The organism is Serratia sp. K1WW1 (assembly GCF_055790865.1).
In genome coordinates, this window is record NZ_CM147697.1 from 4533972 (window position 1) to 4550881 (window position 16910).

14 protein-coding genes are annotated in these 16910 nt (G+C 53.3%); 8 read left to right on the forward strand and 6 right to left on the reverse strand.

The window, feature by feature from the left end; genetic code table 11:
- Window positions 1-62: 62 nt before the first annotated feature.
- The 6 genes from hupB to bolA form a co-directional block, all read right to left on the reverse strand.
- Window positions 63-335 carry a nucleoid-associated protein HU-beta gene (gene hupB, locus ACX9GU_RS20575; RefSeq protein ID WP_004954599.1) on the reverse strand — a complete coding sequence of 91 codons (273 nt, stop codon included), beginning with the start codon at window positions 333-335 and terminating at the stop codon, window positions 63-65.
- Window positions 336-552: 217 nt separating this feature from the next.
- Complete coding sequence (gene lon / locus ACX9GU_RS20580; protein ID WP_021180165.1) at window positions 553-2907, reverse strand: endopeptidase La; 2355 nt, start codon at window positions 2905-2907, stop codon at window positions 553-555.
- A 193-nt stretch (window positions 2908-3100) separates the two neighbouring features.
- A complete protein-coding gene (gene clpX, locus ACX9GU_RS20585; protein ID WP_021180166.1) occupies window positions 3101-4372 on the reverse strand; it encodes an ATP-dependent protease ATP-binding subunit ClpX in 1272 nt (423 codons plus the stop codon).
- A gap of 207 nt (window positions 4373-4579) precedes the next feature.
- Window positions 4580-5203 carry an ATP-dependent Clp endopeptidase proteolytic subunit ClpP gene (gene clpP / locus ACX9GU_RS20590; RefSeq protein WP_411752707.1) on the reverse strand — a complete coding sequence of 208 codons (624 nt, stop codon included), beginning with the start codon at window positions 5201-5203 and terminating at the stop codon, window positions 4580-4582.
- Window positions 5204-5624: 421 nt separating this feature from the next.
- The gene (gene tig, locus ACX9GU_RS20595; protein ID WP_473192743.1) at window positions 5625-6929 is read right to left on the reverse strand and encodes a trigger factor; all 1305 of its coding nucleotides are present in this window, start codon (window positions 6927-6929) and stop codon (window positions 5625-5627) included.
- 364 nt (window positions 6930-7293) lie between these two features.
- Window positions 7294-7608, reverse strand: a complete 315-nt coding sequence (bolA, locus tag ACX9GU_RS20600; RefSeq protein ID WP_021805484.1) for a transcriptional regulator BolA — start codon at window positions 7606-7608, stop codon at window positions 7294-7296.
- Window positions 7609-7961: 353 nt separating this feature from the next.
- On the opposite strand from bolA, the gene ACX9GU_RS20605 reads away from it, so the two are divergent.
- The 8 genes from ACX9GU_RS20605 to ACX9GU_RS20640 all read left to right on the forward strand — a co-directional run bounded on the left by ACX9GU_RS20605 (window position 7962) and on the right by ACX9GU_RS20640 (window position 16880).
- Window positions 7962-8540 (forward strand): lipoprotein, encoded by a 579-nt coding sequence (locus ACX9GU_RS20605; protein WP_021180171.1) that lies wholly within the window; start codon window positions 7962-7964, stop codon window positions 8538-8540.
- A 48-nt stretch (window positions 8541-8588) separates the two neighbouring features.
- On the forward strand, window positions 8589-10067 hold the full coding sequence (ampG, locus tag ACX9GU_RS20610) for a muropeptide MFS transporter AmpG (protein WP_021805485.1): 1479 nt from the start codon (window positions 8589-8591) through the stop codon (window positions 10065-10067).
- A gap of 445 nt (window positions 10068-10512) precedes the next feature.
- Window positions 10513-11466: a cytochrome o ubiquinol oxidase subunit II gene (gene cyoA, locus ACX9GU_RS20615; protein WP_071683014.1), complete on the forward strand. Its 954-nt coding sequence runs from the start codon at window positions 10513-10515 to the stop codon at window positions 11464-11466.
- Window positions 11467-11470: 4 nt separating this feature from the next.
- The gene (gene cyoB, locus ACX9GU_RS20620; protein ID WP_473192744.1) at window positions 11471-13462 is read left to right on the forward strand and encodes a cytochrome o ubiquinol oxidase subunit I; all 1992 of its coding nucleotides are present in this window, start codon (window positions 11471-11473) and stop codon (window positions 13460-13462) included.
- Window positions 13452-14066: a cytochrome o ubiquinol oxidase subunit III gene (locus tag ACX9GU_RS20625; protein WP_024483940.1), complete on the forward strand. Its 615-nt coding sequence runs from the start codon at window positions 13452-13454 to the stop codon at window positions 14064-14066. The genes cyoB and ACX9GU_RS20625 overlap by 11 nt, the downstream gene beginning before the upstream one ends.
- Window positions 14067-14405: a cytochrome o ubiquinol oxidase subunit IV gene (locus ACX9GU_RS20630; RefSeq protein ID WP_021180176.1), complete on the forward strand. Its 339-nt coding sequence runs from the start codon at window positions 14067-14069 to the stop codon at window positions 14403-14405.
- Between the two features lie 17 nt (window positions 14406-14422).
- Window positions 14423-15313 (forward strand): heme o synthase, encoded by an 891-nt coding sequence (cyoE, locus tag ACX9GU_RS20635; RefSeq protein ID WP_021180177.1) that lies wholly within the window; start codon window positions 14423-14425, stop codon window positions 15311-15313.
- A gap of 202 nt (window positions 15314-15515) precedes the next feature.
- The gene (locus ACX9GU_RS20640; RefSeq protein WP_024483938.1) at window positions 15516-16880 is read left to right on the forward strand and encodes an MFS transporter; all 1365 of its coding nucleotides are present in this window, start codon (window positions 15516-15518) and stop codon (window positions 16878-16880) included.
- The last annotated feature ends 30 nt before the right edge of the window (window positions 16881-16910 follow it).

Genomic DNA, 16910 nt, shown 5'->3' on the forward strand with positions numbered 1-16910 from the left:
TTACCAATACCGCTGCGTCAGGTGATTGTTTACCGGCGACGCGATGCGATTAAACGCCGTAATCAGTTTACTGCGTCTTTCAGGGCTTTCCCTGCACGGAAAGCCGGAACTTTGGCTGCCGCGATTTTGATCTCTTTACCCGTTTGCGGGTTACGGCCGGTACGAGCTGAACGCTCACGCACGGTGAAAGAACCGAAACCAACCAGAGCCACGTCATCCCCTTCTTTCAAGGAATCGGTAACGGAAGCAATAATTGCGTCCAAAGCACGCCCTGCTGCCGCTTTAGAAATATCAGCACCCGCGGCAATTTTGTCGATCAGTTGTGACTTATTCACTCTATCATCCCCTCTAGAATTCAAAACGTCGCACCGAAAAAATCCCTACGGTTACGACAGCGCTGCTGTTATATCAATCCCGTCGTGCCTTGGCAAGCCACCAAACGGCAGCGAAACGCGAGCCGACAGGGATCTAACTTAGCGGCACAAAAAAATACTGGCAAGTCCGAATTGGCTTGCCAGCATGAGTTTTATCAATGGTTTTTGCTATGCGTCACTATTTTACCGCTACCGGCTGTGCGCCGAAGGCCGGATTGACCAGTGCAATGTTCAAAACTTCATCGATTCGCTGTACCGGATGGATCTCCAGATCGGCAATGACGTTGTCCGGGATCTCTTCCAAATCGCGCTTGTTCTCGTAAGGGATCAGCACGGTTTTGATACCGCCACGGTGTGCCGCCAGCAGCTTCTCTTTCAGGCCGCCAATCGGCAACACATGACCACGCAAGGTGATCTCACCGGTCATCGCCACATCGGCGCGCACCGGGTTGCCTGTCAGGCAGGAAACCAGCGCGGTACACATGGCAATACCGGCGCTTGGGCCGTCTTTCGGCGTCGCCCCTTCCGGCACGTGGACATGGATATCACGTTTTTCATAGAAATCGGCGTTGATGCCCAACTTCTCTGCACGTGCACGTACCACGGTCAACGCGGCCTGGATAGACTCCTGCATCACCTCACCCAAAGAACCGGTGTAGGTCAGCTTGCCTTTGCCCGGCACGCAGGCGGTTTCAATGGTCAGCAGATCGCCGCCCACTTCCGTCCACGCCAGCCCGGTGACCTGTCCTACGCGGTTTTCGGTGTCTGCACGGCCGTAATCAACACGCTGAACGCCCAGGAAGTCCTTGAGGTTTTCGCCATTGATCTCGATGTGCTTGAGCTTCTTGTCCATCAGCAGCGACTTGACCGCTTTACGGCACAGTTTGGAAATTTCACGCTCCAGGCTACGCACCCCGGCTTCACGGGTGTAATAGCGGATGATGCCGATAATGGCACTGTCATCTACCGTCAACTCGCCTTTCTTCAACGCGTTGCGTTCAAGCTGCTTCGGCAACAGGTGCTGTTTGGCAATGTTCAGCTTTTCGTCTTCGGTGTAGCCAGAAAGACGGATCACTTCCATACGGTCCAGCAGCGGTGCCGGGATGTTCATCGAGTTCGAGGTCGCCACGAACATCACGTCGGACAGATCGTAATCCACTTCCAGATAGTGATCGTTAAACGCCACGTTCTGTTCCGGATCCAGCACTTCCAGCAGGGCTGAAGCCGGATCGCCACGCATGTCGGATGACATCTTGTCGATTTCATCGAGCAGGAACAGCGGGTTTTTCACCCCAACCTTGGCCATTTTCTGGATCAGTTTACCCGGCATGGAGCCGATGTAAGTCCGGCGGTGACCGCGGATCTCCGCTTCATCACGTACGCCGCCCAGCGCCATACGGACATATTGGCGGCCGGTCGCACGAGCGATCGACTGCCCCAGCGAGGTTTTACCCACACCAGGAGGCCCTACCAGACACAGGATTGGCCCCTTGATTTTGCTGACGCGGCTCTGCACTGCAAGATACTCAAGGATGCGGTCTTTGACGCGTTCCAGGCCGTAGTGATCGGTATCGAGCACTTCCTGCGCCTTGAGCAGGTCTTTTTTCACCTTGCTGCGCGCATTCCACGGCACCTGGATCATCCAGTCGATATAGCCACGCACTACGGTCGCTTCCGCAGACATCGGCGACATCATTTTCAGCTTTTGCAGTTCCGCTTCGGTTTTCTCACGCGCTTCTTTCGGCATTTTGGCCGCTTCGATCTTGCGCTTCAACGCCTCGTGTTCATCCGGCGTGTCGTCCATCTCGCCCAGCTCTTTCTGAATCGCCTTCATCTGCTCATTCAGATAGTACTCGCGCTGGCTCTTTTCCATCTGTTTCTTGACGCGGTTACGGATGCGCTTCTCAACCTGCAGCAGGTCAATTTCCGACTCCATCATCGCCATCAGGTACTCAAGACGCTCGGTGATATCGAACATCTCCAGCACCGACTGCTTGTCGCTGAGCTTCAGCGGCATATGCGCAGCGATGGTATCCGCCAGGCGTGCAGCGTCGTCGATGCTGTTCAATGAAGTCAGCACCTCCGGTGGAATTTTTTTGTTCAGTTTGATGTAGCCTTCAAACTGATTGATCGCCGTGCGCACCAGGACTTCCTGCTCACGCTCGTCGATAGCCGGTGATTCAAGATATTCAGCCTGGGCAGCGAAGTGTTCGCCGCTGTCGGAAAGCGTGGTAATACGCGCACGCTGTAAACCTTCGACCAGCACCTTGACCGTGCCGTCCGGCAGTTTCAGCATCTGTAAAATCGATGCAACGGTACCGACCGAGAACAGATCGTTAATGCCAGGTTCATCCGTCGAGGCCTCTTTCTGCGCCACCAGCATGATCTTTTTATCGTGATCCATTGCGGCTTCGAGGCACCGAATCGATTTTTCCCGGCCAACAAACAACGGGATCACCATGTGCGGATAAACCACCACGTCGCGCAATGGCAACACGGGGATTTCAATGCGTTCGGAACGCTCAGGGTTCATAGAGCTCTCTCTTAGTTTAATTTCCGCCAGGATTAGGGGGATCTCATGAGACGCCAGCATCAAACGTTTCACAAAATCTGGATTATGAGTATATGGGGATGAATCTCTGACATTCAACGGTAACAATGTAGAGAAAAAGAAAAGGGGGATAAAATCCCCCTTTTACGATTAACTTTCTGGTTTGACTGGCTAATTATTCGCCAGAAGCCTGCGCTTCCGGCTTGCCGTAAATCAATAACGGCTTGGATTGGCCAGCGATCACAGATTCGTCGATCACTACTTTATCTACGCTTTCAAGCGACGGCAGATCGTACATGGTGTCCAGCAGCGCGCCTTCGACAATCGAACGCAGACCACGGGCACCCGTCTTACGCGTCATGGCCTTCTTGGCGATGGCGTTCAGCGCTTCCTCACGGAACTCCAGATCGACCCCTTCCAGATTGAACAACGCCTGATACTGCTTGGTCAGGGCGTTTTTCGGCTCTTTCAGGATCTGGATCAGTGCCTCTTCGCTCAGTTCGCTGAGGGTGGCAACCACCGGCAGACGACCGATGAATTCCGGGATCAGGCCAAATTTGATCAAGTCTTCCGGCTCTGCCTGCAACAGCAGTTCGCCTTCGGTGGCTTTTTCAGATTCACCCTTCACCGTGGCACCAAAACCGATACCGGAACCGGTGTTAACACGCTGGCCAATCACCTTATCCAGGCCGGCAAACGCACCGCCACAGATAAACAGGATCTTGGAGGTGTCCACCTGCAGGAATTCCTGCTGCGGATGTTTACGCCCACCCTGTGGTGGAACCGCCGCAATCGTGCCTTCGATCAGCTTCAGCAACGCCTGCTGCACGCCTTCGCCCGAAACGTCACGGGTGATGGACGGGTTGTCTGACTTACGTGAAATCTTGTCAATTTCATCGATATAGACGATGCCGCGTTGGGCTTTCTGCACGTCGTAATCGCATTTCTGCAACAGTTTCTGGATGATGTTTTCCACGTCCTCACCCACGTAACCGGCTTCGGTCAACGTCGTGGCATCGGCCATGGTGAAAGGCACATCCAGGAAACGTGCCAGCGTTTCTGCCAGCAAGGTTTTGCCGCTACCGGTTGGGCCGATCAGCAAAATATTGCTTTTGCCCAGTTCGATGCCATTGCTGGTATCGCCGTTACGCAGGCGTTTGTAGTGGTTATAGACCGCCACCGCCAGCACTTTTTTCGCCTGTTCCTGGCCGATAACATAATCGTCCAGGTGGTGACGAATTTCGTGCGGTGTCGGCAATGAATTACGCTCGCGATGCGGCGCAACCTCTTTAATCTCTTCGCGAATAATGTCGTTACACAGATCAACACATTCATCGCAGATATACACTGACGGACCGGCAATCAGCTTACGCACTTCATGCTGGCTTTTGCCGCAGAAAGAGCAGTACAGCAACTTTCCTGAACCGTCTTTGCGCTTATCTGTCATGAGTCAAACCTCTTCTTTTGTCTTTGTCCCGCACCATTACGCGGCGACAATGCGCCCAAACTTTATACCGGGAACGCCGATAACGCTGTTTAAAGCGAGCCAGGCCCGCTCTGAATACTATAGCCTATCGGCCCGCAAGCCGCGCGCTACCCATAACCCTTGAGGCGGCAGGTACGCTCTACAGCTTGCGGCCCTTTGGGTATAGTTTTAGCTGCGGTGCGTCAGAATGCTGTCGACCAGACCGTATTCTACCGCGTCTTCCGCCGTCATGAAGCGGTCACGTTCGGTATCACGTTCGATCTGCTCCAGCGATTGGCCGGTATGCTGTGCCATCAGCTCATTCATGCGAGCCTTCACCTTCAGGATCTCACGCGCATGGATTTCAATATCCGTTGCCTGGCCCTGGTAGCCGCCCAGCGGCTGGTGGATCATCACTCTGGAGTTTGGCAGGCAGAAACGCTTGCCCTTGGTGCCTGCCGTCAGCAGGAACGACCCCATGGAACACGCCTGCCCCATACAGATGGTGCTGACGTCCGGTTTGATAAACTGCATGGTGTCATAGATTGACATACCCGCCGTGATCACGCCGCCCGGTGAGTTGATATACAGGAAAATATCTTTTTCTGGGCTTTCTGCCTCGAGGAACAACATCTGCGCCACGATCAGATTAGCCATATGATCTTCAACCTGGCCGGTCAGGAAGATAATGCGCTCTTTCAGCAGGCGGGAATAAATATCGTAAGAACGCTCCCCGCGCGAAGTCTGCTCTACCACCATCGGCACCAGTGCCATGTTAGGTGCAAATTGGTCTCGTTCGCCACTGTATGACATTACCGTCTCCTAATAGAAATTGCCTTGGCGCCATTGTCTGTCGATTCTACTTGAGAACGGCCATCATGACTACGTTCAAGCCATCGACAGGCTCCACACTGATTTGACGGCGCTATCATTCCGCCAGGCGGATAAAGCGGCCCATACTGTTGTAGGAATTGGGGGGTCACAGAGCGAATTTCAAGCCCGGTGAACAATTTCACCAACATCCCTGTGTGGCAGGCAAGGTCACAACCACTGGCCTTCCGCTACCGCCATTCATCCTCGTCCCAATAAATATAGTGCATATTGCCACAGTTAAGCCGAGATTAATCAGTCACGTGGCAAAAGAAAAGCCCGTAACCAAAGTTACGGGCCTTGTAAGGAACTCCCTGTTACGGCAATGGACCTGCCATCAGGCCGTTCCTGGCATCAACCAGCATTAAGCTTGTTGAGTCTGGTTCATCAGCTCGCTGAAGGTAGTGGCTTTTTCGGTCACTTTCGCTTTAGCCAGCAGGGCTTCTACCGCTTGTTCTTCCAGAGCAACGCTACGCATGTTGTTCATCAGCTCTTTGTTTTTGCTGTAGAACTCAACAACTTCGCTCGGATCTTCGTAGGCGGAAGCCATTTCTTCGATCAGGGTCTTAACGCGCTCTTCATCGGCTTTCAGATCGTTGGTGCTGATCACTTCGCCCAACAGCAGGCCGACCACAACGCGACGTTTGGCTTGCTCTTCGAACAGTTCGCGTGGCAGTTCCAACGCTTGCTTCTCGTTGCCACCAAAACGCTGTGCAGCCTGACGACGCAGAACGTCGACTTCGCCGTCGATCAGTGCCGCTGGCACGTCGATTTCGTTAGCGTTGACCAGACCGTCGATAGCCTGAGTCTTGATGCGGTTACGCACGGCGCCTTTCAGTTCGCGCTCCATGTTTTTACGCACTTCGGTACGCAGACCGGCGAGAGAACCATCAGCCACGCCGAAACGCTTGATGAACTCTTCAGTCAGTTCTGGCAGCTCGCGCTGTTCAACTTTCTTCAGCACGATAGCGAACTTGGCCGCTTTCCCTTTCAGGTTTTCAGCGTGGTAATCTTCTGGGAAGTTGACGTCGATGGTGAACTCTTCACCGGCTTTATGACCCACCAGACCTTCTTCGAAGCCTGGGATCATGCGGCCCTGGCCCATGGCCAGAACGAAATCGGCAGCTTTACCGCCTTCAAACTCTTCACCGTCGATAGAGCCGGTGAAGTCAACGGTCACGCGGTCTTCAGCAGTGGCTGCGCCGTCGGTGTCTTTCCAGGTCGCTTGCTGCTTACGCAGAGTTTCCAGCATGGTATCAACATCGGCGTCGTTAACTTCAACTACAGGTTTTTCAACCTCGATGCTTTCCAGGCCTTTCAGCTCAACTTCTGGATAGACTTCGAATTCCACGGTGAAAGCGAAATCTTCGCCTTCTTTATACTCGCCCGGTACGTAGTTTGGTGCACCGGCCGGGTTGATTTTCTCTTTGATGATCGCGTCAACAAAGTTGCGCTGCATCAGATCGCCCAGCACGTCCTGACGGACGGAGGCGCCATAACGCTGTTCGACGATGTTCATTGGCACTTTGCCTTTACGGAAACCGTCGATACGTACGCTTTTAGCTGCGTTGATCAGCTCTTTCTTTACTGCCTGATTGATAACATCAGCGGGTACAGTAATAGAGAGACGGCGCCCAAGGCCTTGAGTGGTTTCTACTGAAACTTGCATCTTGTTACCTCAAAAAAATCACAGTGCTCGGTCAACTCCGTTCCAAGAACCAGGACGGCTACATTAAAAACCGAGTTCCCTGATGTCGAGAGCGTTCCGAAACCATTCCGGAAAAAATAGACGCGACATTATAGCGGCGCAAGCGTAGCTAGTCGAGGATGGCAAGGCAGCACTGGCGCGTTAAAAATCACACTTTTGCCGATTTTTCGCCCAAATACCTTGATGCCATGGCCATCAGAGCGGCAAACGCCTTCGGCTTTGTCGTCGTCAAAAACAGCAACGGCCCGCAGGCCGTTGCAAAATTCGTCAGTAGTAATACCTTAAATACGGGTAAAAGTTCCACTGATACCGTAAATTTTAGGTATTAAGCCAGTGTGCCCGCCCCACGACAAGGTGGTGAAGCCGGAACCGTATCCTGCAGCCCTTCCCACTCCTTCAAGGTATAGGTATGCAATGCCAGCGCGTGTACGCCGTTTTCCAGTTCCTCCGCCAACACGCCATAAATGGAGCGATGCCGGGTCAGGAACCGTTCGCCGACAAAGCGGTCGCTCACCAACACCACTTTGAAATGACTTTCGGATCCCGCAGGAACGTTATGCCGATAGCTCTCATCAGTCACTTCCAGATACGCGGGTTCAAACGCCGCCCTTAACTTTGCTTCTATTTGCTCGCGGATCATAGGATCTCCTTACAACACCGGCAGGCTACCAGGTTCTACTTTAATCTTAGTCGGTTTTGCCCCCGCCAGAACATGGCTATCGTAAATCCCACCGCTCTTTGCTGTAAAAAGCATCAATAAAAGCGGCTCAGTTGAGGTTTATCCGATTGAGCCTCGCAAAAAAGCCTGTTTTTATCCTGGTTGAGGAAAAATTTACGTCACGGCCACCTTCAACACTTCCCCCCGTTGTTGGCAATGCTATGATGGCGGCAATTTATCGTTGACTCTAGCGCTTTGATTATCAAGCACCCACAACCCTGCCCGCGGGCTTGAACAGCACCGGGTATAAAACCACGATTGATGAGACAGTCATAATGTTAAAAAAACTTTGTCTTCCGCTGCTGGCTGCACTGCTGTTGGCTGGCTGTGCTACCAGCACCAATACCCTGAACGTAACCCCGAAGATCGTGTTGCCACAGCAGGACCCAACCCTGCAAGGGATCACCATCAGCATTAACGGTGCCGATCAACGCCCGGACCAGGCGCTGGCCAAAGTGAACCGTGACGGCCAACTGATCACCCTGACCCCATCACGCGATCTGCGCTTCCTGCTACAAGAAGTGCTGGAAAAGCAAATGGGCGCGCGTGGCTATATGATTGGGCCATCAGGTGCGGTTGATTTGCAGATCGTGGTGAATACGCTGTTTGCCGACGTTTCCCAAGGCAACCTGCGCTACAACATCACCACCAAAGCGGATATTTCAATCATCGCCCAGGCCAAAAACGGCAACAAGCAGGTGAAGAACTACCGTTCTACCTATAACGTGCAGGGTGCCTTCACCGCCAGCAATGAAAAAATCACCGATGCGGTCAACACCGTGCTGGGTGACGTCATCGCCGATATGGCTCAAGACACCAGCGTCAACGACTTTATCAAGCAAAACGCACGTTAATCAGGCAATGCGTTGCCTGTACCTTCGGGCAACGCAGACCAGGACCTCATGTCAAAACAGTATCTGAATATTTTTACCCAGCGTAATTCCGTCATCCTGTTGGTGTTGGGCTTTGCCTCGGGGCTGCCGCTGGCATTGACCTCCGGCACGCTGCAAGCCTGGATGACCGTCGAAGGCCTCGATCTGAAAACCATTGGTATATTCTCGCTGGTGGGTCAGGCCTACGTATTCAAGTTCCTCTGGTCACCGTTTATGGATCGCTACACTCCCCCTTTCCTTGGGCGGCGGCGTGGCTGGCTGTTGATCAGCCAGTTGCTGCTGGTAGTGGCCATCGTGGCGATGGGGTTTATGAATCCGTCACAGCATCTGTGGTGGCTGGCCACGCTGGCGGTGGTGGTGGCATTCTGTTCTGCCTCACAGGATATTGTTTTTGACGCCTACAAAACCGATCTGCTGGCGGCCGAAGAACGCGGTGCCGGGGCCGCAGTGTCGGTACTGGGTTATCGCCTGGCGATGCTGGTCTCCGGCGGGCTGGCCCTGTGGCTGGCCGATCGCTATTTCGGCTGGCAGGCGACTTACTGGTTAATGGCCGGGCTGATGCTAATTGGCGTAGCCGCTACGCTGATGGCACCAGAACCGGACGACAGCATTCCTGCACCGCGCACCCTAGAGATGGCGGTAGTCGCTCCGCTGCGTGACTTCTTCGCCCGTAACAATGCCTGGCTGATCCTGTTGCTGATCGTGATGTATAAGATGGGTGACGCCTTTGCCGGGAGTTTGAGCACCACCTTTCTGATCCGCGGCGTCGGCTTCGATGCCGGCGAGGTCGGCCTGGTGAACAAAACGCTCGGTCTGTTTGCCACCATCGTCGGGGCCCTGTTCGGCGGCGTCTTGATGCAGCGTCTCAGCCTGTTCCGGGCGCTGATGCTGTTCGGCATTTTGCAGGCGGTATCCAACATCGGTTACTGGCTGTTGGCGATCACCGCTAAAAACATCCTGACGATGGGCAGCGCCATTTTCCTGGAAAACCTGTGTGGCGGCATGGGCACCGCAGCCTTTGTCGCCCTGCTGATGACCCTGTGCAACAAATCCTTCTCCGCCACCCAGTTTGCCCTGCTCTCGGCGCTCTCCGCCGTTGGTCGTGTTTACGTCGGGCCGATTGCCGGTTGGTTCGTGACCGCCCATGGCTGGCCACTGTTTTATCTGTTCTCCATCGCGGCTGCAGTTCCGGGCCTGTTGCTGCTGTTAATCTGCCGCCAGACATTGGAGTACACGCAACGCACCGACAACTTCATGCCACGCACTGAGTTTCGTGCCGCCTACCGCTGGGCATTGCGTCTGTTGGGCATCGGCTGCTCGCTGCTAGGCGTATGGCTGCTGTTGCTGATCGCCAACGCGCTGAATTGGACCAACTGGCCCGACCTCGCCGTGCAGCTCCTGCAAACCGGTGCCATGCTGAGTCTGGTGGGGATTATCATGGGCAGCCTGTTGGACTACCTGGCGTTGCGCCGAACGCAATTAGCGTGATTTTTTTGTTGGCCGATAAAATTCGGCCAACAAAAAAGCATCAGAAAAACGAATTTATTTCGTTAAAAATTTAATATTTTCGCCAAAGCTATTTTTTTACCCGAGTAAAACGCTCGGAAATAGATTTTAATTCACCTCAACAAAACAAAAATTTTACATTAAATAAACCTTTTTGCGCCTATTCAAACATCGCCACCGCAGACGCAATATCCTGACATACCCTTGGTTTTCCATGACATAGCATCCCCCCGGAACGATTCAGCTCGCCAACACGTTGTTGCCATTAGTAAATTGTCACCTTACGTTACATGTGTGACCCCCTTAACAGAAAGTGTCAACAAGCCGCTGACACTCTCTTAAGTATGTTTACAGTACTGCAACCTTCCCGTAAAATGCCCGCACACATGAAACGACAATATAGAGCCTTGGTAATTGGGGTCGTTAGATGAGACTTAAGAAATACAATAAAAGTATTGGGATGTTATCCTTAATTGTCGCCACCGTTCTGCTAAGCGGTTGCGATATGGTGTTGATGGATCCCAAAGGAGCAATAGGTGTTGAGCAACGAAGACTGATCCTCACGGCAATCGGCTTGATGCTGATCGTTGTGGTGCCAGTGATCTTCATGGCATTTGCCTTTGCCTGGAAGTATCGTGCTTCCAACAAGAGCGCCAAGTACAGTCCGAATTGGTCACACTCCAACAAGATTGAAGCGGTCGTCTGGACCATTCCAATCATTATCATCGCCATCCTTGGCACCATAACCTGGAAAACAACCCACGCGCTGGATCCATTCAAGCCGATTGTCGCCGACAAAAAGCCAATGACCATCGAAGTGGTATCGTTAGACTGGAAATGGCTGTTCATCTACCCAGAACAGGGTATCGCGACCGTTAATGAGCTGGCTTTCCCGAAAGATGTTCCCGTCGAATTCAAAGTCACCTCTAACTCGGTAATGAACTCGTTCTTTATTCCACAGTTAGGTGGGCAGATTTATGCGATGGCCGGGATGCAGACCAAACTGCACCTGATCGGCAACGAGTCTGGGCAGTATAAAGGCATTTCCAGTGGTTACAGCGGTGCGGGTTTCTCCGGCATGAAATTTACTGCGATTGTTACTCCGACCGAAGGCGACTTCGATCAATGGGTTAACAAAGTGAAGGGGTCTCCTAATACCCTTGACACCACCAGCGACTTTAACAAACTGGCCGAGCCGAGTGAAAACAACCCGGTTGAGTACTTCTCCAGTGTCAAACCGAATTTGTTCAAAGAGACTATTGCCAAATTCATGGGTGATATGCACATGCACAAGGGCGCAGAAGCTTCGGCGCACCAGGGCATGGACATGAGCCAGGGTATGGACATGGGTGAACATGCTCACGCCGGAGCCGAGGAATAATCTGATGTTGGGAAAATTAACACTTGATGCGGTTCCGTTGCATGAACCGATCATCATGATCACCGTTGCTGCAATCATCGTTGGCGGGCTGGCCCTGCTGGCGCTGATCACGTATTTCGGCAAATGGAAGTGGCTATGGAGCGAATGGCTGACTTCGGTCGACCATAAAAAAATCGGTATCATGTACATCATCGTGGCCATGGTCATGCTGCTGCGTGGTTTTGCTGATGCCATCATGATGCGTAGCCAGCAGGCGCTCGCGTCTGCCGGTGAGGCCGGATTCCTGCCGCCGCACCACTACGACCAGATCTTTACCGCGCACGGCGTCATCATGATCTTCTTCATGGCGATGCCTTTCGTGGTAGGTCTGATGAACGTGGTGGTGCCGTTGCAAATCGGTGCGCGCGACGTTGCCTTCCCGTTCCTGAACTCCCTGAGCTTCTGGTTCTTCGTGGTCGGCGTGGTCTTGATCAACATCTCTCTGGGTGTCGGTGAATTCGCACAAACCGGCTGGTTGGCCTATCCACCGTTGTCGGGTAAGGAATACAGCCCTGGCGTCGGGGTCGATTACTGGATCTGGAGTCTGCAGATTTCCGGTCTGGGTACTCTGTTGACCGGTGTGAACTTCTTCGCCACCATCCTGAAGATGCGTGCCCCTGGCATGCCGATGATGAAGATGCCTGTATTCACCTGGGCAGCACTGTGTACCAACGTGCTGATCATTGTCTCCTTCCCAATTCTGACCGTCACCATCGCGTTGCTGACCCTGGATCGCTATCTGGGTACCCATTTCTTTACCAATGATATGGGCGGCAACATGATGATGTACATCAACCTGATTTGGGCCTGGGGTCACCCAGAGGTGTATATCCTGGTCCTGCCAGTGTTCGGTGTGTTCTCTGAAGTCACCGCCACCTTCTCGAAGAAGCGCCTGTTCGGCTATACCTCACTGGTATGGGCAACCATTGCGATCACCGTCCTGTCGTTTATCGTTTGGCTGCACCACTTCTTTACCATGGGGTCCGGTGCCAACGTTAACGCCTTCTTCGGTATTGCCACGATGATCATTTCCATCCCGACCGGGGTGAAAATCTTCAACTGGTTGTTCACCATGTATCAGGGCCGTATTCAGTTCACTTCGCCAATGCTATGGACCGTGGGCTTCATCATCACCTTCTCCATCGGTGGGATGACCGGCGTACTGCTGGCGGTACCGGGTGCCAACTTCGTGCTGCATAACAGCCTGTTCCTGATTGCCCACTTCCATAACGTCATTATCGGTGGTGTGGTGTTCGGTTGCTTCGCTGGCCTGACCTACTGGTTCCCTAAATCCTTTGGCTTCCGTCTGAATGAGACCTGGGGTATCCGCGCATTCTGGTTCTGGATCATCGGTTTCTTCGTCGCCTTTATGCCGCTGTACGTATTGGGCTTTATGGGGATGACCCGTCGTATCAGTCAGAATATCGACCCTGAGTTCCACACGTTGCTGCTGGTTGCGGCTGGCGGTGCAGCGCTGATTGCCTGCGGTATCCTGTGCCAAGTGATCCAGGTTTACGTCAGTATCCGCGACCGCGAGCAGAATCGCGATCTGACCGGTGACCCGTGGGGTGCACGTACGCTGGAGTGGTCAACGTCTTCACCACCTCCGTTCTATAACTTCGCCGTAGTGCCAGAAATTCACGATCGTGATGCGTTCTGGGACATGAAAGAAAAAGGTGAAGCCTATAAGAAACCCGCGAAATACGAGCCGATTCATATGCCGAAGAATACCGGCGCCGGTGTGATTATTGCTGGCTTCAGCCTGGTATTTGGTTTCGCGATGATCTGGGATATCTGGTGGATGGCGATTGCTGGCTTCGTCGGCATGATCGTGACCTGGATCGTCAAGAGCTTCGATGAAGATGTTGATTACTATGTGCCGGTTGATGAGATCGAGCGCATTGAAAACCAACACTATGAACAAATCAGCAAAGCAGGCGTGAAACATGTCAACTGATACTCTGACCAACCATAGCGCAGCCCATGCCGAGCATGGGCACCACGATGCAGGAGAAACCAAGGTCTTCGGATTCTGGGTTTACCTGATGAGCGACTGTATTTTGTTTGCGAGCTTGTTCGCAACCTATGCAGTACTGGTGAACGGGACCGCTGGCGGTCCCACTGGGAAAGATATCTTCGACCTGAATTTTGTACTGGTTGAAACTTTCCTCCTGCTGTTCAGCTCCATCACCTACGGTATGGCGATGATCGGCATGAACAAGGGCAAGGTCAGCAGCGTTAACACCTGGCTGTTCCTGACCTTCCTGTTTGGCGTCGGCTTCGTGGCGATGGAGATCTATGAATTCCATCACCTGATCGCCGAAGGTTACGGCCCAGACCGCAGTGCGTTCCTCTCCAGCTTCTTTGCGCTGGTAGGTACTCACGGTCTGCACGTAACCACCGGTCTGATCTGGATCATCATCATGATGATTCAGGTGAGCAAGCGTGGCCTGAACCCAACCAATAAAACCCGTCTGATGTGTCTGAGCCTGTTCTGGCACTTCCTGGACGTGGTCTGGATCTGCGTATTTACCGTTGTCTACCTGCTGGGGGTAATGTAAATGAGCCATTCATCCCATGATACCTCTCACGGCGGCGCAAGCCACGGTAGCGTGAAGTCATATCTGACCGGCTTTATCCTGTCGGTCATCCTGACGGTAATTCCATTTGCGATGGTGATGAGCGGCAGCGCCTCTCACTCCACCATCCTGGCGGTCGTGGTCGGTATGGCAGTTATCCAGGTGATCGTTCACCTGGTTTACTTCCTGCATATGAACACCTCATCGGAAGAGCGCTGGAACCTGGTGGCATTGCTGTTCACCGTTATGATCATCGGTATCGTTGTTGTGGGTTCACTCTGGATTATGTACAACCTCAACATCAACATGATGGTCGATTAAGAGCAGAGCTGGACGTGATGATTAAGCAATACCTGCAAGTAACTAAACCAGGAATTATTTTCGGTAATTTAATTTCTGTCGTCGGGGGATTCCTGCTCGCTTCCAAAGGGAGCATCGACTATCCCCTGTTTCTCGCCACCCTGTTAGGGGTCTCGTTGGTGGTTGCCTCGGGCTGTGTATTTAACAACTACATTGACCGCGACATCGACAAGAAAATGGAGAGAACGAAGAACCGGGTGCTGGTAAAAGGCCTGATCGCGCCGAGTGTGAGCCTGGTTTACGCTACCTTGCTGGGTATTGCTGGTTTTGCACTGCTGTATATCGCAGCCAACCCGCTGGCCATGTGGCTGGCGGTGATGGGCTTTGTGGTTTATGTCGGCGTTTACAGCCTGTACATGAAGCGCCACTCGGTATACGGCACGCTGATCGGCAGCCTGTCTGGAGCCGCGCCACCGGTGATTGGCTACTGCGCGGTCACCAACGAGTTTGACGCTGGTGCGTTGATCCTGCTGGCTATCTTTAGCCTGTGGCAGATGCCGCATTCCTATGCGATTGCCATCTTCCGCTTTAAAGATTACCAGGCAGCCAATATCCCGGTACTGCCGGTGGTGAAAGGCATCTCCGTTGCCAAAAACCACATCACGCTCTACATCCTGGCGTTTATGATCGCCACGCTGATGCTGACCCTGGGCGGTTATGCTGGCTACAAATACCTGATCGTCGCAGCGGCGGTGAGCGTGTGGTGGCTGGGCATGGCGCTACGCGGTTACAAAGCGGAAAATGACAGCGTCTGGGCGCGCAAACTGTTTGTGTTCTCAATCGTGGCCATTACTTCACTTAGCGTAATGATGTCGATCGATTTCAGTGCCAGTGCGACACCAGAAACCCTGTTAACCTACGCTTGGTAAACAGCGGATGTCTGCCAATGGGCCGCTTAGCGGCCCATTTTATTTGTTTCAGAGAAAAGCACGCCAACTGTAATATCTGTTAAACAACATTCGATTTACCCCCCCTGCCCTTCGCACTAGAATGACGCAACTTTGCCGAGGCTATTCCAACGGGCTAAGTCCTCCTACTTAACCCGTTGGAATAGGCTTTACTGAGGTCAAAATGAACGACAATATTATGACGCCCCAAGAACGCCGCGCGACCTGGGGCTTGGGAACCGTATTCTCACTGCGCATGCTTGGCATGTTTATGGTGTTACCGGTACTGACCACCTATGGGATGGCGCTGCACGGTGCCAGTGAGGCACTGATCGGCCTGGCTATTGGTATTTATGGCCTGGCGCAGGCGGTATTCCAGATCCCCTTCGGCCTGATTTCGGATCGCGTTGGCCGTAAGCCGCTGATCGTCGGCGGGCTGCTGATATTCGCCCTTGGCAGCGTGATCGCAGCCTTAAGCGACTCTATCTGGGGCATCATTCTGGGCCGTGCATTGCAGGGTTCCGGGGCGATAGCCGCTGCGGTAATGGCGCTGCTGTCGGATTTAACCCGCGAACAGAACCGAACCAAGGCGATGGCGTTTATCGGCATCAGCTTCGGTATCACCTTTGCTATCGCCATGGTGGTGGGCCCGATAGTGACCCATGCTTTCGGTTTGCATGCGCTGTTCTGGATGATTGCCGTGCTGTCACTCGCCGGTATCGCGATTACCTTGCTGGTCGTCCCTTCTGCCGACGAACACGTGCTGAACCGGGAATCGAGCATCGTGCGGGGCAGTTTTAGCAAGGTGCTGAACAATTCGCGGCTGTTGAAACTCAACTTTGGCATCCTGTGCCTGCATATCTTGCTGATGTCCAGCTTCGTTGCCCTACCGTTGGCGATGGAAAAAGCTGGGCTAGCCGCTGCGGACCACTGGAAGGTCTATCTGGTCACCATGCTGGTTTCCTTCATTGCCGTAGTGCCGTTTATCATCTATGCGGAAAAATACCGCCGTATGAAGCAGGTCTTTATGGGCTGCGTGGCGGTACTGTTTTGCGCCGAGGTGGTGCTGTGGTTTTCTGGCCAGCATCTATGGGGCATCATTGCCGGGGTGCAGCTGTTCTTTATGGCGTTTAACGTCATGGAGGCCATCCTGCCTTCGTTAATCAGCAAAGAGTCCCCGGCGGGTTATAAAGGCACAGCGATGGGGGTTTACTCCACCAGCCAGTTTATTGGCGTGGCCATCGGCGGCAGCGTGGGCGGCTGGTTATATGGTTTTCAGGGAGCAGGGTTGGTCTTTATCGCCGGTGCGGTACTTGCCGCCGTCTGGTTTGTGGTCAGCAGCACCATGAAAGAGCCGCCTTACGTCAGCAGCCTGCGTATCACGTTGTCTGAACTGGCGGTAAAAGATTCGGCGTTGCAAAGCCGTTTGCTGGCTCAGCCGGGGGTAGCGGAAGCGGTCGTGGTTCCCGAGGAACGCAGCGCTTACGTGAAGGTAGATACCAAACAAACCAATCGCGGTCAGTTGGAAGCCCTGATCGCAGCGCTTTAAAACAATAGGGCCGGTTTACCGGCCCTGCAC

Coding starts and splice junctions, on each gene's coding strand:
- ampG (WP_021805485.1), top strand. CDS start 8,589: ATGTCAAAACAGTATCTGAATATTTTTACCCAGCGTAATTCCGTCATC.
- cyoE (WP_021180177.1), top strand. CDS start 14,423: ATGATTAAGCAATACCTGCAAGTAACTAAACCAGGAATTATTTTCGGT.
- bolA (WP_021805484.1), bottom strand. CDS start 7,608: ATGATCCGCGAGCAAATAGAAGCAAAGTTAAGGGCGGCGTTTGAACCC.
- ACX9GU_RS20630 (WP_021180176.1), top strand. CDS start 14,067: ATGAGCCATTCATCCCATGATACCTCTCACGGCGGCGCAAGCCACGGT.
- tig (WP_473192743.1), bottom strand. CDS start 6,929: ATGCAAGTTTCAGTAGAAACCACTCAAGGCCTTGGGCGCCGTCTCTCT.
- cyoA (WP_071683014.1), top strand. CDS start 10,513: ATGAGACTTAAGAAATACAATAAAAGTATTGGGATGTTATCCTTAATT.
- clpP (WP_411752707.1), bottom strand. CDS start 5,203: ATGTCATACAGTGGCGAACGAGACCAATTTGCACCTAACATGGCACTG.
- ACX9GU_RS20605 (WP_021180171.1), top strand. CDS start 7,962: ATGTTAAAAAAACTTTGTCTTCCGCTGCTGGCTGCACTGCTGTTGGCT.
- ACX9GU_RS20640 (WP_024483938.1), top strand. CDS start 15,516: ATGAACGACAATATTATGACGCCCCAAGAACGCCGCGCGACCTGGGGC.
- lon (WP_021180165.1), bottom strand. CDS start 2,907: ATGAACCCTGAGCGTTCCGAACGCATTGAAATCCCCGTGTTGCCATTG.
- clpX (WP_021180166.1), bottom strand. CDS start 4,372: ATGACAGATAAGCGCAAAGACGGTTCAGGAAAGTTGCTGTACTGCTCT.
- ACX9GU_RS20625 (WP_024483940.1), top strand. CDS start 13,452: ATGTCAACTGATACTCTGACCAACCATAGCGCAGCCCATGCCGAGCAT.
- cyoB (WP_473192744.1), top strand. CDS start 11,471: ATGTTGGGAAAATTAACACTTGATGCGGTTCCGTTGCATGAACCGATC.